Raw genomic sequence first — 18,573 nt, 5'->3', positions numbered from 1 at the left:
TAAAATGAGTCTGTCCCATTTATTTAGATGCCGCACCAATATGAATTATATATATGGGGACAGAGTCGTGAAATTCAAGATAAGCACCTCAATATCACTTTAGAGTTTATTGCTCTAAGTTACTGAATTTAATGCGCTTATTTTCCTGGGTCTGCCACGATGGCGTATTTGCGTGAGTCCCGGAGTGTCCTTGAACAATTTTTTTGCATAAATGTCACTGACCCAGGGCTTAGAGCGAATTAAAGATTCAGTAATTTGTCGATCTTCCCAGTGGGGTGCGCCTTCTTTAACAAAGGCCGCCCAATTCATTTGCCTCTCAAAAGGCGTATTACCTAACTTCCAAAATTGCTGATGGTCTACCAGCCAGGGCTCAGCATTTCCGCCAATATGGGTTGTAAAGCTCGTCCACCCAGAATCCTGAGGGCTTGATTCATATCCAGCCCGGACTGGATTTAACTCAATATACCGTTGGCAGCGTAAAAAATAATCCGGGTCAATTAATGATGAGCGATAGCGTCCCTCCCAAATAGTTCCTGAACGTTGATGCTGTTGATTAAAGTATTGAGCATAACGACGACCTAAAGATTGCATTGTTTTTGCAAGCGAATCTTCATTTTGAGGCGTCATTAATAAATGCACATGGTTGGGCATTAATGCAAAGGCATGAACAGCACACCCAAATAGCCTTGCAGCTTCACGAAGCCACTCAAGATAAATGCCTCTGTCTTCGTCGCCAAAGAAGAGTGTTTCACGATTATTGCCCCGAACCATCACATGCATCGCCTGGCCAGGAATGACGGTGCGCGCTTGCCGGGCCATATTCAGCACGAACTATTGCAGTTCGCGCACTCCACCATTAGGTGCAAATTCTGGAATAAACCAATCACCGTCGACTTGCGTAACTCCACTTGGTACTTCACGAGAAATTTGTGGAACGTCTTTTAAAGCAATTCCCATGTATGAAATCCACATCGGTAAGGCTAGACCTCCGCCCGTTTCTTTATCACCCAAACTGGCTGGCTTATCAAATCCAATCCAGGCAATGGCAACCACTTTAGGGTTGTAGCCCGCAAACCAAGCATCATGGGACTCATTGGTTGTTCCAGTTTTACCAGCAATGTCTGTCCGACCTAACTTGCCGCGGGCACTTGCCGCAGTTCCGGTCTTGGTAACCTCTTGCAACATGCTATCCATGACAAATGCTGTACGGGCGTCCAATACACGAGGTGCACCATTTCCAACGCTAGCTGGTTTAGCCTCAAATAGAACCGTTCCTTTTGAATCCACCATTTTGTCAATTAAGAACGGATCAACTCGATAACCGCCGTTGGCAAACACACTATAGGCAGACGCCATTTGCAAGGGAGTTACTGAACCTGCCCCCAAAGCCATGGTCAGGTAAGGCGGATGTTTTTCTGGCTCAAAACCAAAACGCTGAATAAATTCTTGAGTGTAAGAAGGGCCTATGGCACGAATAATGCGCACCGATACCAAGTTCTTGGATTTAGCTAATGCATTACGCAAGCGCATCATGCCGTCATATTTGCCGTCATAGTTCTTTGGCTCCCACGCCTGACTACCGGTTTCCATGCCGCCAATTGATAGGGGGGCGTCATTGACCATGGTGCTAGGACTAAAGCCTTTTTCAATCGCCGCTGCATAAATAAAGGGCTTGAATGACGATCCAGGTTGGCGCAAGGCTTGTGTCACGTGATTAAACTGATTGCGACGGAAATCAAATCCGCCCACTAAAGACAGAATAGCCCCCGATTCAGCATTCATCGAGACAAAGGCAGCTTCGACCTGGGGCAGCTGGGCCAACTTCCAAACACCACCATCGGAAAGCAATCGAACCACCGCACCTGGACGAAGGCGTTTTTTGGGTTGGGTGCTATCGGTTAAAGATGCTGCCGCCAGCTTCATCCCTTCGCCCTTCAGGGTAATGGTATCTCCGGTTGCAATCATGACCTGCATTTCCTTAGGCTTCACATCCAATACCACTCCAGACTGCAAATCATCTAATTGTGGGTAGGCCAATAAAGCTTCATCGATTGCACGCTGACGCTTTACTGGATCGTCAGGAAGATCAATAAATCCCTCTGGGCCCCGATAAGCATGGCGCAAGTCATACTCAAAAATGCCGCGACGGACCGCCTTATAGGCAGCATCCTGATCTGCTTTCAGAATCGTGGTGTACACATCAATCCCCTGGGAGTAGATGGCTTCGCCATACTGAGCAAACAAGAGTTGACGCACCATTTCTGCAGGAAAGTCAGCGCGAACTGCAAATTCATTCCCTAGGCCGCGAATATGCAATTCCTCGACAAGTGCTTTTTGATACTCTTCGGCATTGATATAGCCAAGATCACGCATGCGTTGCAAAATATACTCTTGGCGAACCTTGGCACGACGGAAGTTAGTGACCGGGTTGTAAGCTGAAGGCGCTTTAGGTAAACCAGCCAACATAGCTGACTCAGCAATCGTGATGTCTTTTAATTCTTTACCAAAATAAATTTGTGCCGCGCTTGAAAAACCGAATGCTCTTTGCCCCAAGAAAATCTGATTCATATAGATTTCAAGAATCTTATCCTTAGTCAGTTGAGATTCAATCTCCCAAGCTAAGAGCACTTCATAAATCTTGCGACTAAATGTCTTCTCATTACTTAAGAAGAAATTTCTCGCTACCTGCATGGTGATAGTTGAAGCCCCTTGGGACAAATGTCCTCTCAAATTAGTCACAGTAGCCCTAAGGATCCCGACATAATCGACGCCACCATGTGAATAGAAGCGGTCATCTTCAATTGCCAGCACTGCATTGCGCATACTGAGTGGAATTTCACTTAAAGGAATTACCTTGCGACGCTCTTCTCCAAATTCGCCAATTAAAACTTTATCTGCGGTGTAAATACGCAAAGGTGTTTTTGGGTTGTAGTCAGTTAAGGCCGAGATTTTAGGAAGATTGGGTTTGGCCACCAAGAAGGCGTAGCCAAGTAATAAGGTCATGACGATCGCAGCTGCTAAACCAATAATTAGCAAAGCCTTGATCAAGGGGCTGCCGGATGTTTTCTGAGGCGAGTCTGGTTCTACTCGGGAATGCCGAGGCCGTCTATCGGGCTGACGAATTGGACGTTGATTAAACGTCGGCTTGTCTTTTGGGGGGAGCGCCATAAGATCAAATTATAGGGTGCTTAAGCAATTTCACCGAAAGCTCCAAAACCCTTGTTTTCAAAATATGGGGACATTTTTTTCTCACAATCAATTCAAGTGAGCCTGATGGTTTTTTAACCTACCAAGCCCAAGAATCTCTAGATGCCATCACGCCATATTTCCCCCCAATCATTTGACTCTATCTTGAGCGAACTTGGCGACGACCCCGCCATCCCTGATCCACATGGAATTCGAAAAAGAAGCGCACCTAACCCACCACCCTTAAACCAGCCAAGCCCCTCAAAAGCCGCCGCCAATTTTGAGGGGTTCGCAGATAAAAACCCAGTTGCGCGCCTTAAAAAAATAGGCCCCCTTCTTGGCTTCGGAGGTGCCTATATTGCTCTTGGTGTCGCTTTTTTAATGGCCTATAACTCTGTCCAATCAAGCAACGATTCCACTCAAATTGATTCTCAAAGGCAAATTTCTGAGATTAAAAAGGAACTGGCTGCTCTGCAAAATGAATTGATAGAAATAGAAGAGTCTATATATTCATCAATGGATTTATTGGAAGTAAGTATTCACTCTTTAAAGCAAATTAAGACCAATCCAAAGACGATTAGCAAGCCCAAAGTCATTCCACATGAAGCTGAATTGCGCAATTGGCGTTATTTGGGCTTTAGTCAAACAAGAGGATCTCATCAGGCATTTTTTCATAATGGTAAAGCTAGCGTGATGGTTGAAAAAGGGGCTCTTGTACTAGGGGATTGGGTGCTCAATCATTTCTCCAAAGAGTCCGTCACACTCACTCACCCCCAAGGTAAATCGCTCATTCTGAAGCCCTCAAAAAGCGAGTGATCTTGATCAAAAAAACGATGCAATCAATACAAAGAATCCTGGGTATTTGGAGCCTCATGCTGGGAATTTCTATTACTACTTTAGCAAACGACAGCACCCCCAAACAGGACCACTTTGATACGATTATCAGCCTTCAATTTGTTGATATTGAGGTTGCTGAACTCTTGCAGGTTTTGGCAAAACTTGGTCATACCAATTTTTTACTTAGCGAATCTATCAAAGGCAAAATTTCAGTCGATCTCAATAACACCCCTTGGCAAACAGCCTTACATTCAATTCTTGCAAGCCGGGGTTTGAGGCTTGTCAGAAATGGCGATATCTATTGGATAGGTCCTCATGCTGAAATTGCGGCATTCCAAAAATACCGCCGGGAAGACTCTGCCCTTCCTTTTGGCGGAGACCATATCAACAGCCCCAGTCAAATATTGATCGAGGCTCGTATTGTTGAAGCCGATGAACGCTTTGCCCGAGAATTGGGTGTCAAAATTGGTCAGCAGGCAAATTTAGCCGGGAGTAGAACAGACAAAAAAATAAGCGCTAACTTAGATTTAGGGGGAGCTGGCTTAAATGGCTTTAACCCAGCAACCGTTGCCGCAACCCTGCTTTCTAAAGATGCAAGCCGGCTCTTGCAAATGGAGCTCTCAGCGCTAGAGTCCGAAGGACAAGGCAAGATTCTATCTAATCCGCGAATCATGACTGGCGATCAAGTGAAAGCCACTATTGAGCAAGGGACGGAACTTCCCTACCAAACTACCTCACAAAACGGTAGCAAATTGCAATTTAGAAAAGCTAATTTGCGCCTGGAGGTTCTCCCCAAAATTCATCCTGATGGAAAAATCTCAATGTTGGTTGGTATTAACAAAGATACTATTGGCATGAAAACTGAGCAGGGTTATGCCATTGATACCAAAAGCCTTAGCTCGGAAGTCACCGTAGAAAACGGTGGAACCGCCATTATTGGCGGCATTTACCAGACCACTGAAAGAGAGGATGAAGTCAAAATCCCTCTTTTGGGGGATATCCCCTTATTTGGCCATTTATTTCGCCATAAATCGAAGTTGAAGGACAAAACTGAACTACTTGTCTTCCTAACTCCCACCGTTCTAGATAAACACTAATAAAATCGAGAGGTGAACTCTCAGACTAACAATATCTTCCTTATCGGCCTCATGGGCGCCGGTAAGTCGACCGTTGGAAAGGTTCTTGCAAAGAAATTGGGGCGTCGCTTTTTGGATGCCGATCATATTATCGAGGAACGTTGCGGGGTAAAAATTCCCGTTATCTTCGAAATGGAAGGCGAAGAAGGTTTTCGCAAGCGTGAGGCTCAGGCTATTCGTGAGGCCACCAACGAAAAAAATATTATTTTAGCGACTGGCGGTGGCGCAGTTCTATTACCGGAAAATCGGCAGGCGCTCAGCGAAGGTGGGACAGTCATTTACTTGCATGCAAATCCGCTTGAACTGTGGCATCGCACTAAGGGGGGTGAAGGTCGCCCCCTCCTTCGCAATGGTGATGCCAAGAAAATTTTAGAGAATTTATACGCTATTCGCGATCCTCTCTATCGCGAAATAGCTGATCACGTTATTGAAACAGGCAAGCCTAGCGTCAATCAACTGGTCAACACCTTAATAATGCAGCTTGAACTTTCTAACTGAAAACAATGATGAAAACACTTGAAGTTGATCTTGGTAATCGTAGCTATCCGATTTATATCGGCACAGATTTAATCGATCAACCTGAGCTGTTTAATGCCTGTGAAAAAGCGACTTCGATCTACATAGTCACTAATACTACAGTCGCACCCCTTTACTCAGAGAGACTTACTAAAACATTAGAAAAGTTTGGCAAGCCCGTCAGAATCATTGCGCTACCTGATGGGGAGTCATATAAGGATTGGAAAAATCTGCAGCTCATTTTTGATGATCTATTGAAATTCGGCGCAGATCGTCAAACCATGCTGGTTGCCCTAGGCGGAGGCGTTATTGGGGATATGACCGGTTTTGCAGCAGCCAGCTTTATGCGCGGCATTCGCTTTATTCAGGTGCCGACCACGCTACTAGCTCAGGTAGATTCTTCTGTCGGCGGTAAAACAGGCATTAACCACCCCCTTGGGAAAAATATGATTGGCGCCTTTCATCAGCCCGTGGCTGTGATTGCCGATCTCAACACCCTGAAGACCTTACCACCACGTGAACTTTCAGCCGGCCTTGCAGAGGTTGTAAAGCATGGGGCTATCGCTGATGCCCAATTCCTAGATTGGATCGAAGCCAATGCAAAGGCGCTACTTGCTTGTGACACTGACGCAATGGGGCATGCAGTATTGCGTTCATGCGAAATTAAATCAGCCGTTGTCTCTGCAGATGAGAGAGAGGGTGGTATTCGCGCTACTCTGAACTTTGGCCATACCTTTGGTCACGCGATTGAAGCTGGCATGGGTTACGGCGAGTGGCTACATGGTGAAGCAGTTGGTTGCGGCATGGTGCTCGGTGCAGACTTATCGTGCCGCCTTAAACGCATTAGCAAAGCTGATGTTGAACGCCTAACAAAGATTATTCACTCCATGAACCTGCCTATTGTTCCCCCAAAGTTTGGTGTGAAACGTTACATGGAACTCATGCAAGTGGATAAAAAAACTGAGGGCGGCCAAATTCGCTATGTGATTCTTGAAAAAATAGGAAAAGCCCAAATTGAAAGTGCTCCAGACGCACTTGTCAAAGAAACGCTGAGCGCTACTGGTGCAGCTTAAGCCCTGTCTGAATCATTTATTTCATTAACTCAATCTTGATTGGCTGTCCGGCTTGCGTACTCGCAAACTCAGATAGATCACTGAGAAGTTCTTTGCCGGTTTTAGTATCTAGCCATAAAGGTTGCGCCAAGGTGCCGGCCCAGCGATAGTGATAACCGCCGGACTTAGCTGCCACCCAGATTTCATGCAGAGGGGGCTGTGTATTGACCACGATGACGCTTTTATCTCTAAAGCGAATATTGATGACGTTACCCCCCTGACGTTCCACGTCTAGATCAAGATCCAGCTCATCATCAGCAGACTCTAGAGCCACCTCAATAGAATGCAATAAATTGCTTCCTAGTTGGTAAAACTGCTTATCGTCAATAGTTTCTACAGCTGAATTATTTGGATTCATAACAGAGTCCTGCATGCTATATTCAATCATTCGTTTTAGAGACATTCATGATAGCGACTCTTACTAAAGCCCTCAGTATTGGCCTCCTAATATCCCTTGTGGGGTGTGGGGTTAGAGGACCGCTATATATGCCAAATGTGCCAGCTGTTCCGCCGCCTCCAAATGAGCCGGAACCTAAAGGCAAGCTCTATCCGCCCCAATCACCTGCTCCAACCAGCAACCCCTCATCGGCAAAGCAATGATAAGTAAAGCAATTCCACTCCCTTCGCTAACTGGCTTTAGTGAGCGTAACGGCAATTGGTACGCCGAGGATATTGCGCTAGCAGATTTAGCCAGAGAGTTTGGCACTCCACTTTATGTATATAGCAAAAGCGCTTTAAGTAAAGCCTATCAAGCGTATGACAAAGCATGCGTTGATAAACAAGGTAAACGTCGCGCGAGGATTCATTACGCAATGAAAGCCAATAGCAACTTAGCAGTAATTAATTGTTTTAAAGAACTCGGGGCAGGCTTTGATTTGGTTAGCGGTGGTGAGTTAGCAAGAGCATTAGCTATTGGGGCTGATCCAAAAAGTTTAGTGTTCGCTGGCGTTGGAAAATCTGCCAAAGAAATTGCTGAAGCCCTGAAGGCTGGAGTCAAATGCATCAACGTGGAGTCGATTGCTGAACTCCATAAAATTAATCGCGTTGCCACTGAACTTGGACTGCGTGCGCCCATTTCATTACGTGTTAATCCCGATGTTGATGCGCAGACCCACCCCTATATTTCCACAGGCTTAAAGGGTAATAAATTTGGTATTGCCTATCACGAAGTACTCAAGACTTATCGTGAGGCATCGCAACTTGCTCAAATTGATGTGGTTGGGATTGATTGTCATATCGGCTCACAAATTACCACGACAGCGCCTTACTTAGATGCGCTCGATAAAGTATTAGACCTAGTTGCTCAGCTTAAGAAAGAGGGCATCGTTATTCATCACCTCGATTTGGGTGGTGGTCTCGGCATTTCTTATAGCGATGAAACTCCGCCTGATATCACTGACTTTACGGATACCTTATTAAATCGCGTTGCTGAACGGGGGTTTGGCCATCTTGACGTTGTGCTAGAACCAGGCCGTTCCTTAGTAGGAAATGCTGGCGTGCTTCTCACCACTGTGGAATACCTTAAACCTGGTGCTGAAAAAAACTTTTGCATTGTTGATGCTGCAATGACGGAATTGATGCGTCCAGCGCTTTACGAGGCCCACCACGGCATTGTTCCAGTACAAGCCAAGCAAGCAAAAGCCTTAACCTACGACGTTGTGGGGCCTGTTTGTGAATCAGGCGATTGGCTGGGAAGAGATCGTCACCTTGCTGTTGAAGAAGGTGATCTACTGGCAATTCTCTCGGCTGGCGCTTATGGTTTTGTGATGGCATCGAATTACAACACGCGCCCAAAGCCAGCGGAGATCATAGTTGACGGAAAAAATGCCTACGTCATTCGTGCACGTGAAAACACTTCCGATCTATTTGCTAGTGAAGCAGTTTTGCCTAAGTAAATCAAAACTTCTTAGCAACGTTTCAAGGTTTTAGACAAATAAAAACCCCGCTACATAGGCGGGGTTTTTATTTGAAAACTAGAATTAATTCTTAATGCAATCCGGCGATATAGTCAGAAACTGCTTTCATTTCTGCATCTGACATCTTGCCAGCAATCGTAGTCATCATTGGGCCGTTCTTGCGAGTGCCATTACTAAATGCTACTAACTGTGCATAGGTGTAGTCAGCCCACTGACCGCCTAAGCGTGGATATTGCGAAGGAAGGCCAGCACCATTAGGACTATGGCAAGCCGCGCAAGCCGGAACAGCTTTAGAGGCAATACCACCACGATAAATACTTTGACCCAGCTCAATAGTGTCTTTGTTTTGAGCCACTCCTTGTGAAGCTGGTTGCTTTACCAAGAAAGATGAAATATTGATCATGTCTTGTTCAGTCAAAGTGGCAGCCATACCCATCATCACTGCATTAGCGCGCGTACCTTCTTTGAAATTTTTCAATTGCTTAGTGATGTAAGCAGCATGCTGCGCAGAAAGCTTAGGCCATGTACCTACTGCACTTTGACCTTTAGGTCCATGGCAAGTAATACAAGCGGTCACGCCACGAGTTGCATCACCCGCAGAATATAAGGCTTCACCAGCGGCAGGATCAGCCTTTGGCTTGCCCGGTACGACTGGCTTGGCCTCTGCTGCTGGAGCCTCTGCAGCTGGTGCAGCAGCAGGCGCATCATTGGCGATAGCTAGACCAGAAATGCTAGTGAGAGCGAAAATAGAGATCGCTGCAAAACCAGCACGCAAGCTAGTGAATTTGGAGATTTGGGAGGTTTGACGCATTATGTTTACCTTGGCAAAAATTCCTAAAAGTGTTTGGGCCCTGCATTTACAACCTTTTTACCCAACACCATGAGATATTTCATGATTTTGCGTGATTTTACAATAGCTTCTGGACATGTCTAAACTCTTTCAAGCCCGATTCGCCACAACAGTCAATGACACCCATTGCCTACCTGCCACTCCGCTGCGTGAGGTTGCCTTTGCTGGACGCTCAAATGCGGGTAAATCTAGCGCACTTAACGTCCTTTGCAACCAAAAAAGGCTCGCTTTTGCCAGTAAAACCCCAGGACGCACCCAACATATTAACTATTTTGGGATTTTTGCAAAAGATGATCTTTTGGCCTATTTGGTGGATTTACCAGGCTATGGCTACGCTGCGGTCAATCATGAGACCAAATACCACTGGAATGCCCTTCTAAGCGACTATTTACAAGAGCGTGAGCAACTGGTCGGCATGGTTCTAATTGTTGATGCCAGGCGCGGCATAACCGAACTAGACGAACAAATGATTCAATGGTTCGTGCCAACGGGCAAGCCTATCCATATATTGCTCAGCAAATGCGACAAACTGAATAAAAGTGAGTGTAAGCATGCGCTTGAGGATGTTCGCAAGCAATTACAACAATATGACCCTGCATTACCCGATGGCACAGGCGAATCTCAGCAGCTTACGGCACAATTATTCTCCAGCACCAAGCGCATTGGTTTGGAAGAAGCAGATAATTTAATTATTAAATGGCTATTTGAAGCAGAAACCCATGAAGACGAAATCACCAGCTAATTCTTTATTGAACTTCCCGGCTCACCGCCCTCGCCGTATGCGCCGAGATGATTGGTCTCGTCGCCTGATGCAAGAAAACAGTGTGTCTGCAAGCGATCTTATTTATCCAGTATTTCTACTGGAAGGGTCCGGGCAATCGCAAGCTGTTGCCTCTATGCCAGGAGTCAATCGCGTTTCCTTAGATCTATTAATTCCAGTTGCTCAAGAATGTGTTGATTTGGGCATACCAGTATTGGCACTTTTCCCTGTGATTGATGCTGCCTTAAAAACAGCTGATGGCAAAGAAGCTTTTAACGCAAATGGCCTCATTCCAACTGCTGTTCGAGAGCTCAAAAAACGATTCCCCAATTTAGGCATCATGACCGATGTCGCGCTCGATCCCTACACCAGCCATGGCCAAGATGGAGTACTGGATGATCAAGGTCGCATTTTGAATGATGAGACGACCGCTATTTTGGTTCAACAAGCAATTGCTCAAGCGCAAGCTGGTGTCGACATCGTTGCACCCTCAGACATGATGGATGGTCGCATTGGAAAAATTCGTGAGGCCCTTGAACAAAAGAATTTAATTCACACTCGCATCATGGCTTATTCAGCTAAATATGCCTCCGCGTTTTATGGTCCATTTCGTGATGCAGTAGGGTCTTCCAAAAATTTAGGTAAGGCAGATAAAAAAACGTATCAAATGGATTGTGCTAACGGCGATGAAGCCTTGCGTGAAGTAGCGCTCGATATCAGCGAAGGTGCCGATATGGTGATGGTCAAGCCGGGTATGCCTTATTTAGATATCGTACGTAGAGTGAGGGAAGAGTTTGATTACCCCACTTATGCCTACCAAGTCAGCGGTGAATACGCCATGCTTAAAGCTGCCGCACAAAATGGGTGGCTTGATCACGATGCAGTCATGATGGAATCTCTAATCGCCTTTAAACGCGCAGGGGCTGATGGCGTTTTGACCTACTTTGCTCTAGATGCAGCCAGATTAATTCGGTCAAATAGCTAGGGTTTTACTCAGGCGATCACCAAGCTTGATTTCGCCTGCTTCCAAGATTTGAGCCCGGATTCCTCCCCTACCCTCAAACGCCTTGAGGAAATCATTTTTCTTGGCAAGTTTTGATGGGCGCTCACAAGGAATACATAACTCTGTTGCCTTAAACCTTAGGCCTCCCAAATAAAATTCTTGGTTGACCAATTTGTTTAACTCTTGCGAACTGAGTCCTTCAATCACAATATTTCTTCGGGTTTCATTGTCCAGAAACTCCTCTAGACCCAATAACTTTAACTTCCGATTTGCCGCATCAATCCCTTCTCGCGCAATGAGCGACACGTCTCTTGTCTTTGTTGGCACTGCTTTTGAATATGCCCCCAAACCAAGTGCATAACGGTCTCCATCAAGGCCAAGTTTGGGAAATATTCTCGCGCTACTCTTTTGAATCATAGGTTCGCCAGCATTAGTAGCAATAAAAATGGCCGAGATTCTGACCATCGATTTAATTGCGTACTATTTTCTGTAATTGCTCAAGAAAACGCTGTGGAGGCATATAACCAATGATCCGCAGGGCTTTTAGTTCCTCAGAATTTTGAGTAAAAATCAAAATACCAGGGGGTCCATAAAGCCCATAGCGCTTGAGAAGCGCTTGATTCTCCGGGCTGTTTGCTGTGACATCCGCCTGCAACAAAACAAATTGCTTTAATTCCTTGCTGACCTCTGCATTTGTAAAAGTATTCACTTCCATCTCTTTGCAACTAATGCACCAGTCCGCATAAAAATCTAACAAGACTAATTTGTTCTCTTGTTTTGCCTTATTCAATTGCACATCTAACTCTGCTGGTGAATAAATTACCGCAAAAGAAAGTTCTCCGACGTGACGTTCTTTTTGCCCATTGACAACGCTCACCGCATCAATGCCAGTGTTTTTCTGCATCAAAGGTGAAGCAATCCAGGCGGCTGTTGCGACCAATAGCACCCCTAAAGTTCGCTGTAACCACACCATCCAAATTCCAGTCGATGGTATTAAGATTCGCGCCTCTATGGCGATGAAAAGAAGTGGTAAGCCCATACCAAGCGCCATCACAAAGAGTAAGCCTGCACCTAAACTCATGGAGCCTGTTTGTGCAATAAAAGCGAGGACTCCTGCCAAGGGGGCGGTAATGCAGGGGCTTGCTACCAAGGTAGAGATCCCCCCTAAAGCAAATGCCCCGAAGACGCTTCCCCCTTGATGACGCCCAGCCAGCCTATCCACATGATGATGCCAAGACTGGGGCAAACGTAAGTCATAGAGACCAAATAAGCTGCCCGAGAGGGCCAACAACAGTAAAGCGAATGCGCCTAAAGCAAGGGGGCTTTGTAGCGCCCTTTGAACGCTGCCTCCTAAGGCTGCCATCAAGACGCCCGCTAAGGCGTATACCAATGCCATACCCAACACGTAAGAGAGCGCCAATAGGCTTGCACGAGCCCTAGAAACTGCTTTACCGTCTTGAACCCCAAAGATGACACTCGACAAAATAGGTAGCATAGGCAAAACACAAGGTGTAAACGCTAAAGCGAGGCCCAAAACAAAAAATGCTAGAAATAAATATGTTGTGGAGGTGTTTTCTAAAAAACGACCAATGGCATTAACGTTGTCCCGCTCTCTCCAAAGATTGGATAGGCTAAATTCTTCTTGGTCTTGAGATACCACTCCTTGAGTGCCATCAAGCGCATCAGGAATGGGTGCAGCCTTTACTCCTGGTCCTGCCAGCAAGAACTTCAAGGTCATTGGCGGATAGCAGATACCAGCTTCTGCACAGCCTTGTAAAGTCACTTCAACAAGAACAGGCTTACCAGCAATGGGCTTTATCTCCAATGAAACAAGAAATGGCTGCTTATAGATTTGTAATTTTTTCTGAAAAGTTTCGTCAAACTTTTCGATGCCTGCGGGTAAGGATGGCTTCACACTGGACAATTTGCCCACATCAGTCCCCGCCTGGAATTTCAGGGATTCTTGATAAATGTAATAGCCCTTGCTGGGTAAGAACTCGATTTCAATTTGATTGGAATTTTCAAGCCAAGTTGCTTCAGCCTTAAAAGCTTTTTCGGGTGGCAGGAAATCAGTTGCAGCAAATACTTGGGCTGCGAACAGCAGAAGTAATGCGATAGCAGTTTTTAAAAAGGATTGCATTCTCATGACTTCGAATTTACCTCAGACTTCGCCCATTTGCCGTACTGATATTCATACTGCTCTGGGGAAAAAGCCAGGATCTCAGGTAGTTCGTATGGATGCTTATCTTGAATAAAAGCGGAGATTTCAGCCCATTTGGTCGCCATCGTTTTAGCGGACAAAAGAACCTCTTGCGCTTCGCAAATTTTGCCTTCCCAGCGGTACAGAGACTGAATACCCTCCTGTAGCTGCACACATGCAGCCAGGCGGGACTCAATTAAATCCTTGGCCAGTGCTTTAGCCGTGTCCACACTAGGCAGGCTTGTAATCACCAGCAGCATGGCATCTAAATTGTCTTGAGGGGTTTGGGGCATTCTGTATTTATAACCTGATAAATGAAAAAAGCCAGACCGAAGCCTAGCTTTTTACCGTAACTGCGAGATTTAAGCCTATTCAGCTACAACTGCTGTTTCTTCAACTTCTGGACGATCAACCAACTCAACCAAAGCCATTGGCGCATTGTCTCCATGACGGAAGCCAAACTTCAAAATACGAAGGTAGCCCCCTGGACGTGTTGCATAACGTGGGCCGAGTTCTGTAAAGAGCTTGGTCACGATATCGCGATCACGTGTGCGATTGAATGCTAGGCGACGATTTGCTAAGTTATCTTTTTTACCTAAGGTAATCAAAGGCTCAACAACCATGCGCAATTCTTTTGCTTTTGGCAAAGTCGTTTTAATGACTTCGTGCTCCAAAAGAGAATTAGACATGTTGCGCAGCATCGCCAAGCGATGTGATGAAGTTCTGTTTAGTTTGCGTAAGCCGTTTCCGTGACGCATGATGCTTCCTTTCTAATTATTTCTCGAGGTTAGCTGGAGGCCAGCTTTCGAGTTTCATGCCAAGACTTAAGCCACGAGCCGCTAATACATCTTTGATTTCATTCAAAGACTTGCGACCTAGATTAGGCGTCTTCAACAATTCATTCTCAGTACGTTGAATCAAGTCACCGATGTAGTAAATGTTCTCAGCCTTCAAGCAGTTTGCAGAGCGAACTGTGAGCTCGAGATCATCAACCGGACGCATCAACATTGGATCAACCATTGAAGAGCGGCTTGGTGCGAGATCGCCAGAAACTTCGCTGCTCTCAAGAGCTGCGAATACTACTAATTGATCAACCAAAATACTAGCTGCTTGACGAATTGCTTCTTCAGGAGACAACACACCGTTTGTTTCGATAGTCATTACTAAACGATCGAGGTCGGTACGTTGCTCAACACGGGCAGATTCAACAGCATAGCTAACACGGCTAACCGGGCTAAATGATGCATCTAAAACGATGCGGCCAATAATTTTAGTAGTTTCGTCGTTGTATTGACGTACGTTACCTGGAACATAGCCGCGGCCTTTTTCAACCTTGATCTGCATATCCAATTTGCCACCAGCTGACAAATGGGCGATTACATGATCAGGATTCATGATTTCTACATCATGTGGCAAGTCGATATCTTTTGCTGTAACAACGCCTGGGCCTTCTTTACGCAAATTGATAGTAACTTCATCGCGTGATTGCAACTTAAATACGATACCTTTGAGGTTCAATAAGAGGTTAACTACGTCCTCTTGAACGCCGTCCAAAGTGGAGTACTCATGAACAACTCCAGCAATAGCAACTTCAGTTGGCGCATAACCAACCATTGAGGACAAGAGTACGCGACGTAATGCATTTCCGAGTGTGTGGCCATAGCCACGCTCGAACGGCTCCATAACAACCTTAGCTTGGTTGGCGGTAAGCGCTTCAACAGAAATAATCTTTGGCTTGAGCAAATTTGTTTGCATATTTTTTCCTTGAGAGTGCCTAATTAGCGTGAATACAATTCGACGATCAAACTTTCATTAATTTCACCGCTAATATCTTCGCGGTCAGGCACTTGCTTAAATGTTCCCTCGAGCTTAGCTGCGTCAACTGAAACCCAAGTAACAGCTGCCATTTGTCCAACCAAGTTGAGTGATTCAGTGATACGCGCTTGCTTCTTCGCTTTTTCACGAATAGCAACTACATCACCCGGTTTAACCTGAATAGATGGGATATTGACAGGGCTACCATTGAGCAAAATTGCACAGTGAGAAACCAACTGACGTGCTTCAGCGCGTGTTGAACCAAAGCCCATGCGATAAACCACATTGTCTAAACGTGACTCTAGCAACTGGAGCAATGTTTCACCAGTATTGCCCTTACGACGCTCAGCTTCTGCGAAGTAACGACGGAATTGACGCTCTAATACGCCATAGATACGCTTAACCTTTTGCTTTTCACGCAATTGATTACCGTAATCAGATGTTCTTGAGCCAGATGTACGGCCATGTTGACCAGGCTTAGTATCTAACTTGCACTTGTCTGACAGGGCGCGACGTGCGCTCTTTAAAAATAAGTCGGTACCTTCCCGACGTGCTAATTTGGCCTTAGGCCCTAAGTAACGTGCCACGATGCTTTCCTTTCTTTGCCGCAGTCTTGCGACCGACGGTGAGTTCGCCCTTTAAATCAGGCGAACAGTGGGCTTTAATAAAAAACTACTAAAACTGTTGTACTGCCAACTTCCAAGCTTAGATACGACGACGCTTAGGAGGACGGCAACCATTGTGTGGAACTGGAGTTACGTCTTGAATCTCAGTGATCTTGATGCCCAATGAGTTCAATGCACGAACTGCTGATTCACGACCTGGGCCTGGGCCTTTGATCTGAACTTCCAAGTTCTTAATACCGCATTCAACGGCAGCTTTACCAGCAACTTCCGCAGCTACCTGAGCAGCAAAAGGTGTTGATTTACGTGAGCCCTTGAAGCCCTGGCCGCCAGAAGTTGCCCAAGAAAGCGCATTTCCTTGACGATCAGTGATCGTAATGATGGTGTTATTAAAAGAAGCATGAACGTGTGCAATACCGTCAGCAACGTTCTTTTTAACCTTCTTACGAGCGCGCTGTGAAGCGGCGGAAGCGGATTGTTGTTTTGCCATGTCAATAAACTTTCTTGATTATTTCTTCAGTTGCACGCCAGACTTACGCGGGCCCTTACGGGTACGAGCGTTTGTCTTAGTACGTTGACCACGTACAGGCAAGCCCTTACGATGACGTACACCACGATAGCAACCTAAGTCCATCAAACGCTTGATGCTCATAGTTACTTCACGACGAAGGTCACCCTCGGTGATGAACTTACCTACTTCATCACGCAACTTTTCCAAGTCAGCGTCAGTAAGATCTTTAACTTTTTTGTCGATAGCAACACCTGTGGTCTGGCAAATTTTGTTAGCACGAGTTGTGCCAATGCCAAAAATTGCTGTTAAACCGATAACAGTATGTTGATGATTTGGGATGTTTACCCCAGCGATACGTGCCATGAGATTTCCTCTTAATTAACCAGATCAGCCTTGACGCTGCTTATGACGTGCGTCTGAAGAACAGATCACGCGAACAACGCGTTTGCGCTTAATGATCTTGCAATTTCTGCAAATACACTTAACGGATGCTAAAACTTTCATAACTCACCTCTAAAAAAATTGGTACTTCTTAATCTTTACTTCGCACGGAAAATGATTCTGGCGCGCGTTAGGTCGTAAGGAGTCATCTCCACCGTCACCTTGTCTCCCGGCAAAATACGGATGTAGTGCATCCGCATCTTTCCAGAAATGTGCCCTAGAAACACATGTCCGTTTTCTAGCTTCACGCGAAACATTGCGTTCGGCAAATTCTCTACAACTTCTCCCGCCATCTGAATGACATCGTCTTTAGACATTCAGTTAAGCGCCCATCTTAAAGTTGGCTTTTTTCATCAAAGAGCCGTATTGCTGCTGCATGACAAATGACTGAACTTGAGCCATGAAATCCATTGCAACAACCACAATAATTAGCAATGAAGTACCGCCGAAATAAAAGGGCACGTTGTACTTCAAGACTAAGAATTCTGGTAACAAGCAAACCAGAACCATATAAATTGCACCAGCTAAAGTCAAGCGCACCAAGATCTTATCGATATAACGGGCTGTTTGATCACCAGGACGAATGCCAGGAACAAATGCGCCACTCTTCTTGAGGTTTTCAGCAGTTTCACGACTGTTGAATACCAAAGCGGTATAGAAGAAACAGAAGAAAATGATCGCAGCGGCATACAAAATGGTGTACACAGGCTGGCCTGGAGCCAAAGTTGCCGCCAAATCTTTAATTGCTCTGCTAAACAAATTGGTTGGCTCGCCGGATGTAAACCAGCCAGCAATCGTTGCAGGGAACAAAATAATAGATGAGGCAAAAATTGGAGGGATCACGCCAGCCATGTTTAACTTCAAAGGGAAGTAAGAAGATTGACCACCATATACCTTGTTACCAACTTGACGCTTAGCGTAGTTCACCAAGATGCGGCGCTGACCGCGCTCTACAAACACCACAAAATAAGTAACTGCTGCCACGATCACAACGATCAAGAGAGCTGAAATGATATTCATCGAACCAGTACGAACTAGCTCTAATAAACTTGCCAATGCATTTGGCAGGCCAGAAACAATACCACCAAAAATAATGATCGAAATACCGTTACCCAAGCCGCGCTCAGTAATTTGCTCGCCCAACCACATTAAGAACATAGTTCCGGTAACCAAAGTAACAACCGTATTTACTTCAAACGTCAAGCCTGGATTGATTACTAAACCTGGCTGAGCCTGCAATGCAACTGAAATGCCCAATGCTTGGAAGGTTGCTAAGAATACTGTGCCGTAACGGGTGTATTGCGTAATCTTGCGTTGTCCAGCCTGACCTTCTTTTTTCAGAGACTCAAGCGAAGGAACAACAATAGTCATCAACTGCATGATGATCGATGCAGAGATATAAGGCATGATCCCTAAAGCAAATACAGTAAAGCGGGATAAGGCGCCACCGGAGAATAAATTAAACATTCCCAAGATGCCATCTTTTTGACCGGCAAATAACTGCGCTAACTGGTCAGGATCAATTCCTGGAACAGGAATATGAGCACCCAAACGGAACACGAGCAGAGCCAACACCAGGAAAATCAAGCGATGGCGTAACTCGCCAAACTTGCCTCCTGCTGTTGAAGTGCTTGCGCTATTGGTAGGTGCTAATGCCATATTTACTT

General features: G+C 45.6%; 23 protein-coding genes. 8 read left to right on the top strand and 15 right to left on the bottom strand.

Annotated features, from left to right (window positions below; all coding sequences use genetic code 11):
• Positions 1-114: 114 nt before the first annotated feature.
• Positions 115-819 carry a transposase gene (locus PNUC_RS00520; protein ID WP_011901940.1) on the bottom strand — a complete coding sequence of 235 codons (705 nt, stop codon included), beginning with the start codon at positions 817-819 and terminating at the stop codon, positions 115-117.
• A 12-nt stretch (positions 820-831) separates the two neighbouring features.
• On the bottom strand, positions 832-3,168 hold the full coding sequence (locus tag PNUC_RS00515; RefSeq protein ID WP_011901939.1) for a penicillin-binding protein 1A: 2,337 nt from the start codon (positions 3,166-3,168) through the stop codon (positions 832-834).
• Positions 3,169-3,309: 141 nt separating this feature from the next.
• Here PNUC_RS00515 and PNUC_RS00510 point away from each other — a divergent pair, with 141 nt between their 5' ends.
• Genes PNUC_RS00510 through aroB form a run of 4 tightly spaced genes read left to right on the top strand, consistent with a single transcriptional unit; the run spans position 3,310 to position 6,748 of the window.
• On the top strand, positions 3,310-4,002 hold the full coding sequence (locus PNUC_RS00510; protein ID WP_011901938.1) for a hypothetical protein: 693 nt from the start codon (positions 3,310-3,312) through the stop codon (positions 4,000-4,002).
• Between the two features lie 17 nt (positions 4,003-4,019).
• A complete protein-coding gene (locus PNUC_RS00505) occupies positions 4,020-5,120 on the top strand; it encodes a secretin and TonB N-terminal domain-containing protein (protein ID WP_143070007.1) in 1,101 nt (366 codons plus the stop codon).
• 12 nt (positions 5,121-5,132) lie between these two features.
• Positions 5,133-5,657 (top strand): shikimate kinase, encoded by a 525-nt coding sequence (locus PNUC_RS00500; RefSeq protein ID WP_071540178.1) that lies wholly within the window; start codon positions 5,133-5,135, stop codon positions 5,655-5,657.
• Positions 5,658-5,665: 8 nt separating this feature from the next.
• On the top strand, positions 5,666-6,748 hold the full coding sequence (gene aroB, locus PNUC_RS00495; protein WP_174249833.1) for a 3-dehydroquinate synthase: 1,083 nt from the start codon (positions 5,666-5,668) through the stop codon (positions 6,746-6,748).
• 16 nt (positions 6,749-6,764) lie between these two features.
• Here the strand turns inward: aroB and cyaY are convergent, their stop codons facing one another.
• Complete coding sequence (cyaY, locus tag PNUC_RS00490) at positions 6,765-7,145, bottom strand: iron donor protein CyaY (protein ID WP_011901934.1); 381 nt, start codon at positions 7,143-7,145, stop codon at positions 6,765-6,767.
• A gap of 47 nt (positions 7,146-7,192) precedes the next feature.
• On the opposite strand from cyaY, the gene lptM reads away from it, so the two are divergent.
• Together lptM and lysA are read left to right on the top strand one after the other, a co-directional pair.
• Positions 7,193-7,387 (top strand): LPS translocon maturation chaperone LptM, encoded by a 195-nt coding sequence (gene lptM / locus PNUC_RS11190; RefSeq protein WP_071540177.1) that lies wholly within the window; start codon positions 7,193-7,195, stop codon positions 7,385-7,387.
• On the top strand, positions 7,384-8,682 hold the full coding sequence (lysA, locus tag PNUC_RS00485; protein WP_011901933.1) for a diaminopimelate decarboxylase: 1,299 nt from the start codon (positions 7,384-7,386) through the stop codon (positions 8,680-8,682). Before lptM ends, lysA begins: the two co-directional genes overlap by 4 nt.
• A 91-nt stretch (positions 8,683-8,773) precedes the next feature.
• Here lysA and PNUC_RS00480 read toward each other — a convergent pair whose 3' ends face one another.
• Positions 8,774-9,514 carry a c-type cytochrome gene (locus tag PNUC_RS00480; RefSeq protein WP_011901932.1) on the bottom strand — a complete coding sequence of 247 codons (741 nt, stop codon included), beginning with the start codon at positions 9,512-9,514 and terminating at the stop codon, positions 8,774-8,776.
• Positions 9,515-9,629: 115 nt separating this feature from the next.
• Between PNUC_RS00480 and yihA the strand changes: the two genes are divergently transcribed.
• Together yihA and hemB are read left to right on the top strand one after the other, a co-directional pair.
• A complete protein-coding gene (gene yihA / locus PNUC_RS00475) occupies positions 9,630-10,295 on the top strand; it encodes a ribosome biogenesis GTP-binding protein YihA/YsxC (protein ID WP_011901931.1) in 666 nt (221 codons plus the stop codon).
• Positions 10,273-11,298 (top strand): porphobilinogen synthase, encoded by a 1,026-nt coding sequence (gene hemB, locus PNUC_RS00470; RefSeq protein WP_011901930.1) that lies wholly within the window; start codon positions 10,273-10,275, stop codon positions 11,296-11,298. Before yihA ends, hemB begins: the two co-directional genes overlap by 23 nt.
• On the opposite strand, the gene PNUC_RS00465 is transcribed toward hemB, so the two are convergent.
• From PNUC_RS00465 to secY, 11 genes are all read right to left on the bottom strand, one after another.
• Positions 11,287-11,781: an MOSC domain-containing protein gene (locus tag PNUC_RS00465; protein ID WP_011901929.1), complete on the bottom strand. Its 495-nt coding sequence runs from the start codon at positions 11,779-11,781 to the stop codon at positions 11,287-11,289. The two genes, hemB and PNUC_RS00465, sit on opposite strands and share 12 nt — an antisense overlap.
• Before the next feature lie 4 nt (positions 11,782-11,785).
• Positions 11,786-13,456 carry a protein-disulfide reductase DsbD gene (gene dsbD, locus PNUC_RS00460; protein ID WP_223245933.1) on the bottom strand — a complete coding sequence of 557 codons (1,671 nt, stop codon included), beginning with the start codon at positions 13,454-13,456 and terminating at the stop codon, positions 11,786-11,788.
• A gap of 2 nt (positions 13,457-13,458) precedes the next feature.
• A complete protein-coding gene (cutA, locus tag PNUC_RS00455; RefSeq protein ID WP_011901927.1) occupies positions 13,459-13,809 on the bottom strand; it encodes a divalent-cation tolerance protein CutA in 351 nt (116 codons plus the stop codon).
• A gap of 75 nt (positions 13,810-13,884) precedes the next feature.
• Entirely contained in the window at positions 13,885-14,274 is a 390-nt protein-coding gene (gene rplQ, locus PNUC_RS00450) for a 50S ribosomal protein L17 (protein WP_011901926.1), read from the bottom strand.
• A 16-nt stretch (positions 14,275-14,290) separates the two neighbouring features.
• Positions 14,291-15,271: a DNA-directed RNA polymerase subunit alpha gene (locus PNUC_RS00445; protein ID WP_011901925.1), complete on the bottom strand. Its 981-nt coding sequence runs from the start codon at positions 15,269-15,271 to the stop codon at positions 14,291-14,293.
• A 23-nt stretch (positions 15,272-15,294) separates the two neighbouring features.
• Positions 15,295-15,918 (bottom strand): 30S ribosomal protein S4, encoded by a 624-nt coding sequence (gene rpsD / locus PNUC_RS00440; protein ID WP_011901924.1) that lies wholly within the window; start codon positions 15,916-15,918, stop codon positions 15,295-15,297.
• 118 nt (positions 15,919-16,036) lie between these two features.
• The gene (gene rpsK / locus PNUC_RS00435) at positions 16,037-16,444 is read right to left on the bottom strand and encodes a 30S ribosomal protein S11 (RefSeq protein WP_011901923.1); all 408 of its coding nucleotides are present in this window, start codon (positions 16,442-16,444) and stop codon (positions 16,037-16,039) included.
• A gap of 18 nt (positions 16,445-16,462) precedes the next feature.
• Positions 16,463-16,828, bottom strand: coding sequence for a 30S ribosomal protein S13 (gene rpsM, locus PNUC_RS00430; protein WP_011901922.1), 366 nt, complete (start codon positions 16,826-16,828; stop codon positions 16,463-16,465).
• Positions 16,829-16,852: 24 nt separating this feature from the next.
• Positions 16,853-16,969: a 50S ribosomal protein L36 gene (rpmJ, locus tag PNUC_RS00425; protein WP_012357167.1), complete on the bottom strand. Its 117-nt coding sequence runs from the start codon at positions 16,967-16,969 to the stop codon at positions 16,853-16,855.
• A 35-nt stretch (positions 16,970-17,004) separates the two neighbouring features.
• Positions 17,005-17,223, bottom strand: a complete 219-nt coding sequence (gene infA / locus PNUC_RS00420) for a translation initiation factor IF-1 (protein WP_011901921.1) — start codon at positions 17,221-17,223, stop codon at positions 17,005-17,007.
• 4 nt (positions 17,224-17,227) lie between these two features.
• Positions 17,228-18,565: a preprotein translocase subunit SecY gene (gene secY, locus PNUC_RS00415; RefSeq protein ID WP_011901920.1), complete on the bottom strand. Its 1,338-nt coding sequence runs from the start codon at positions 18,563-18,565 to the stop codon at positions 17,228-17,230.
• Between the last annotated feature and the right edge of the window lie 8 nt (positions 18,566-18,573).

The organism is Polynucleobacter asymbioticus QLW-P1DMWA-1 (genome assembly GCF_000016345.1).
Classification (GTDB): Bacteria; Pseudomonadota; Gammaproteobacteria; order Burkholderiales; family Burkholderiaceae; genus Polynucleobacter; species Polynucleobacter asymbioticus.
The sequence above is the reverse complement of the archived record's forward strand: the minus strand, read 5'-3'. Positions and strand labels throughout refer to the sequence as shown.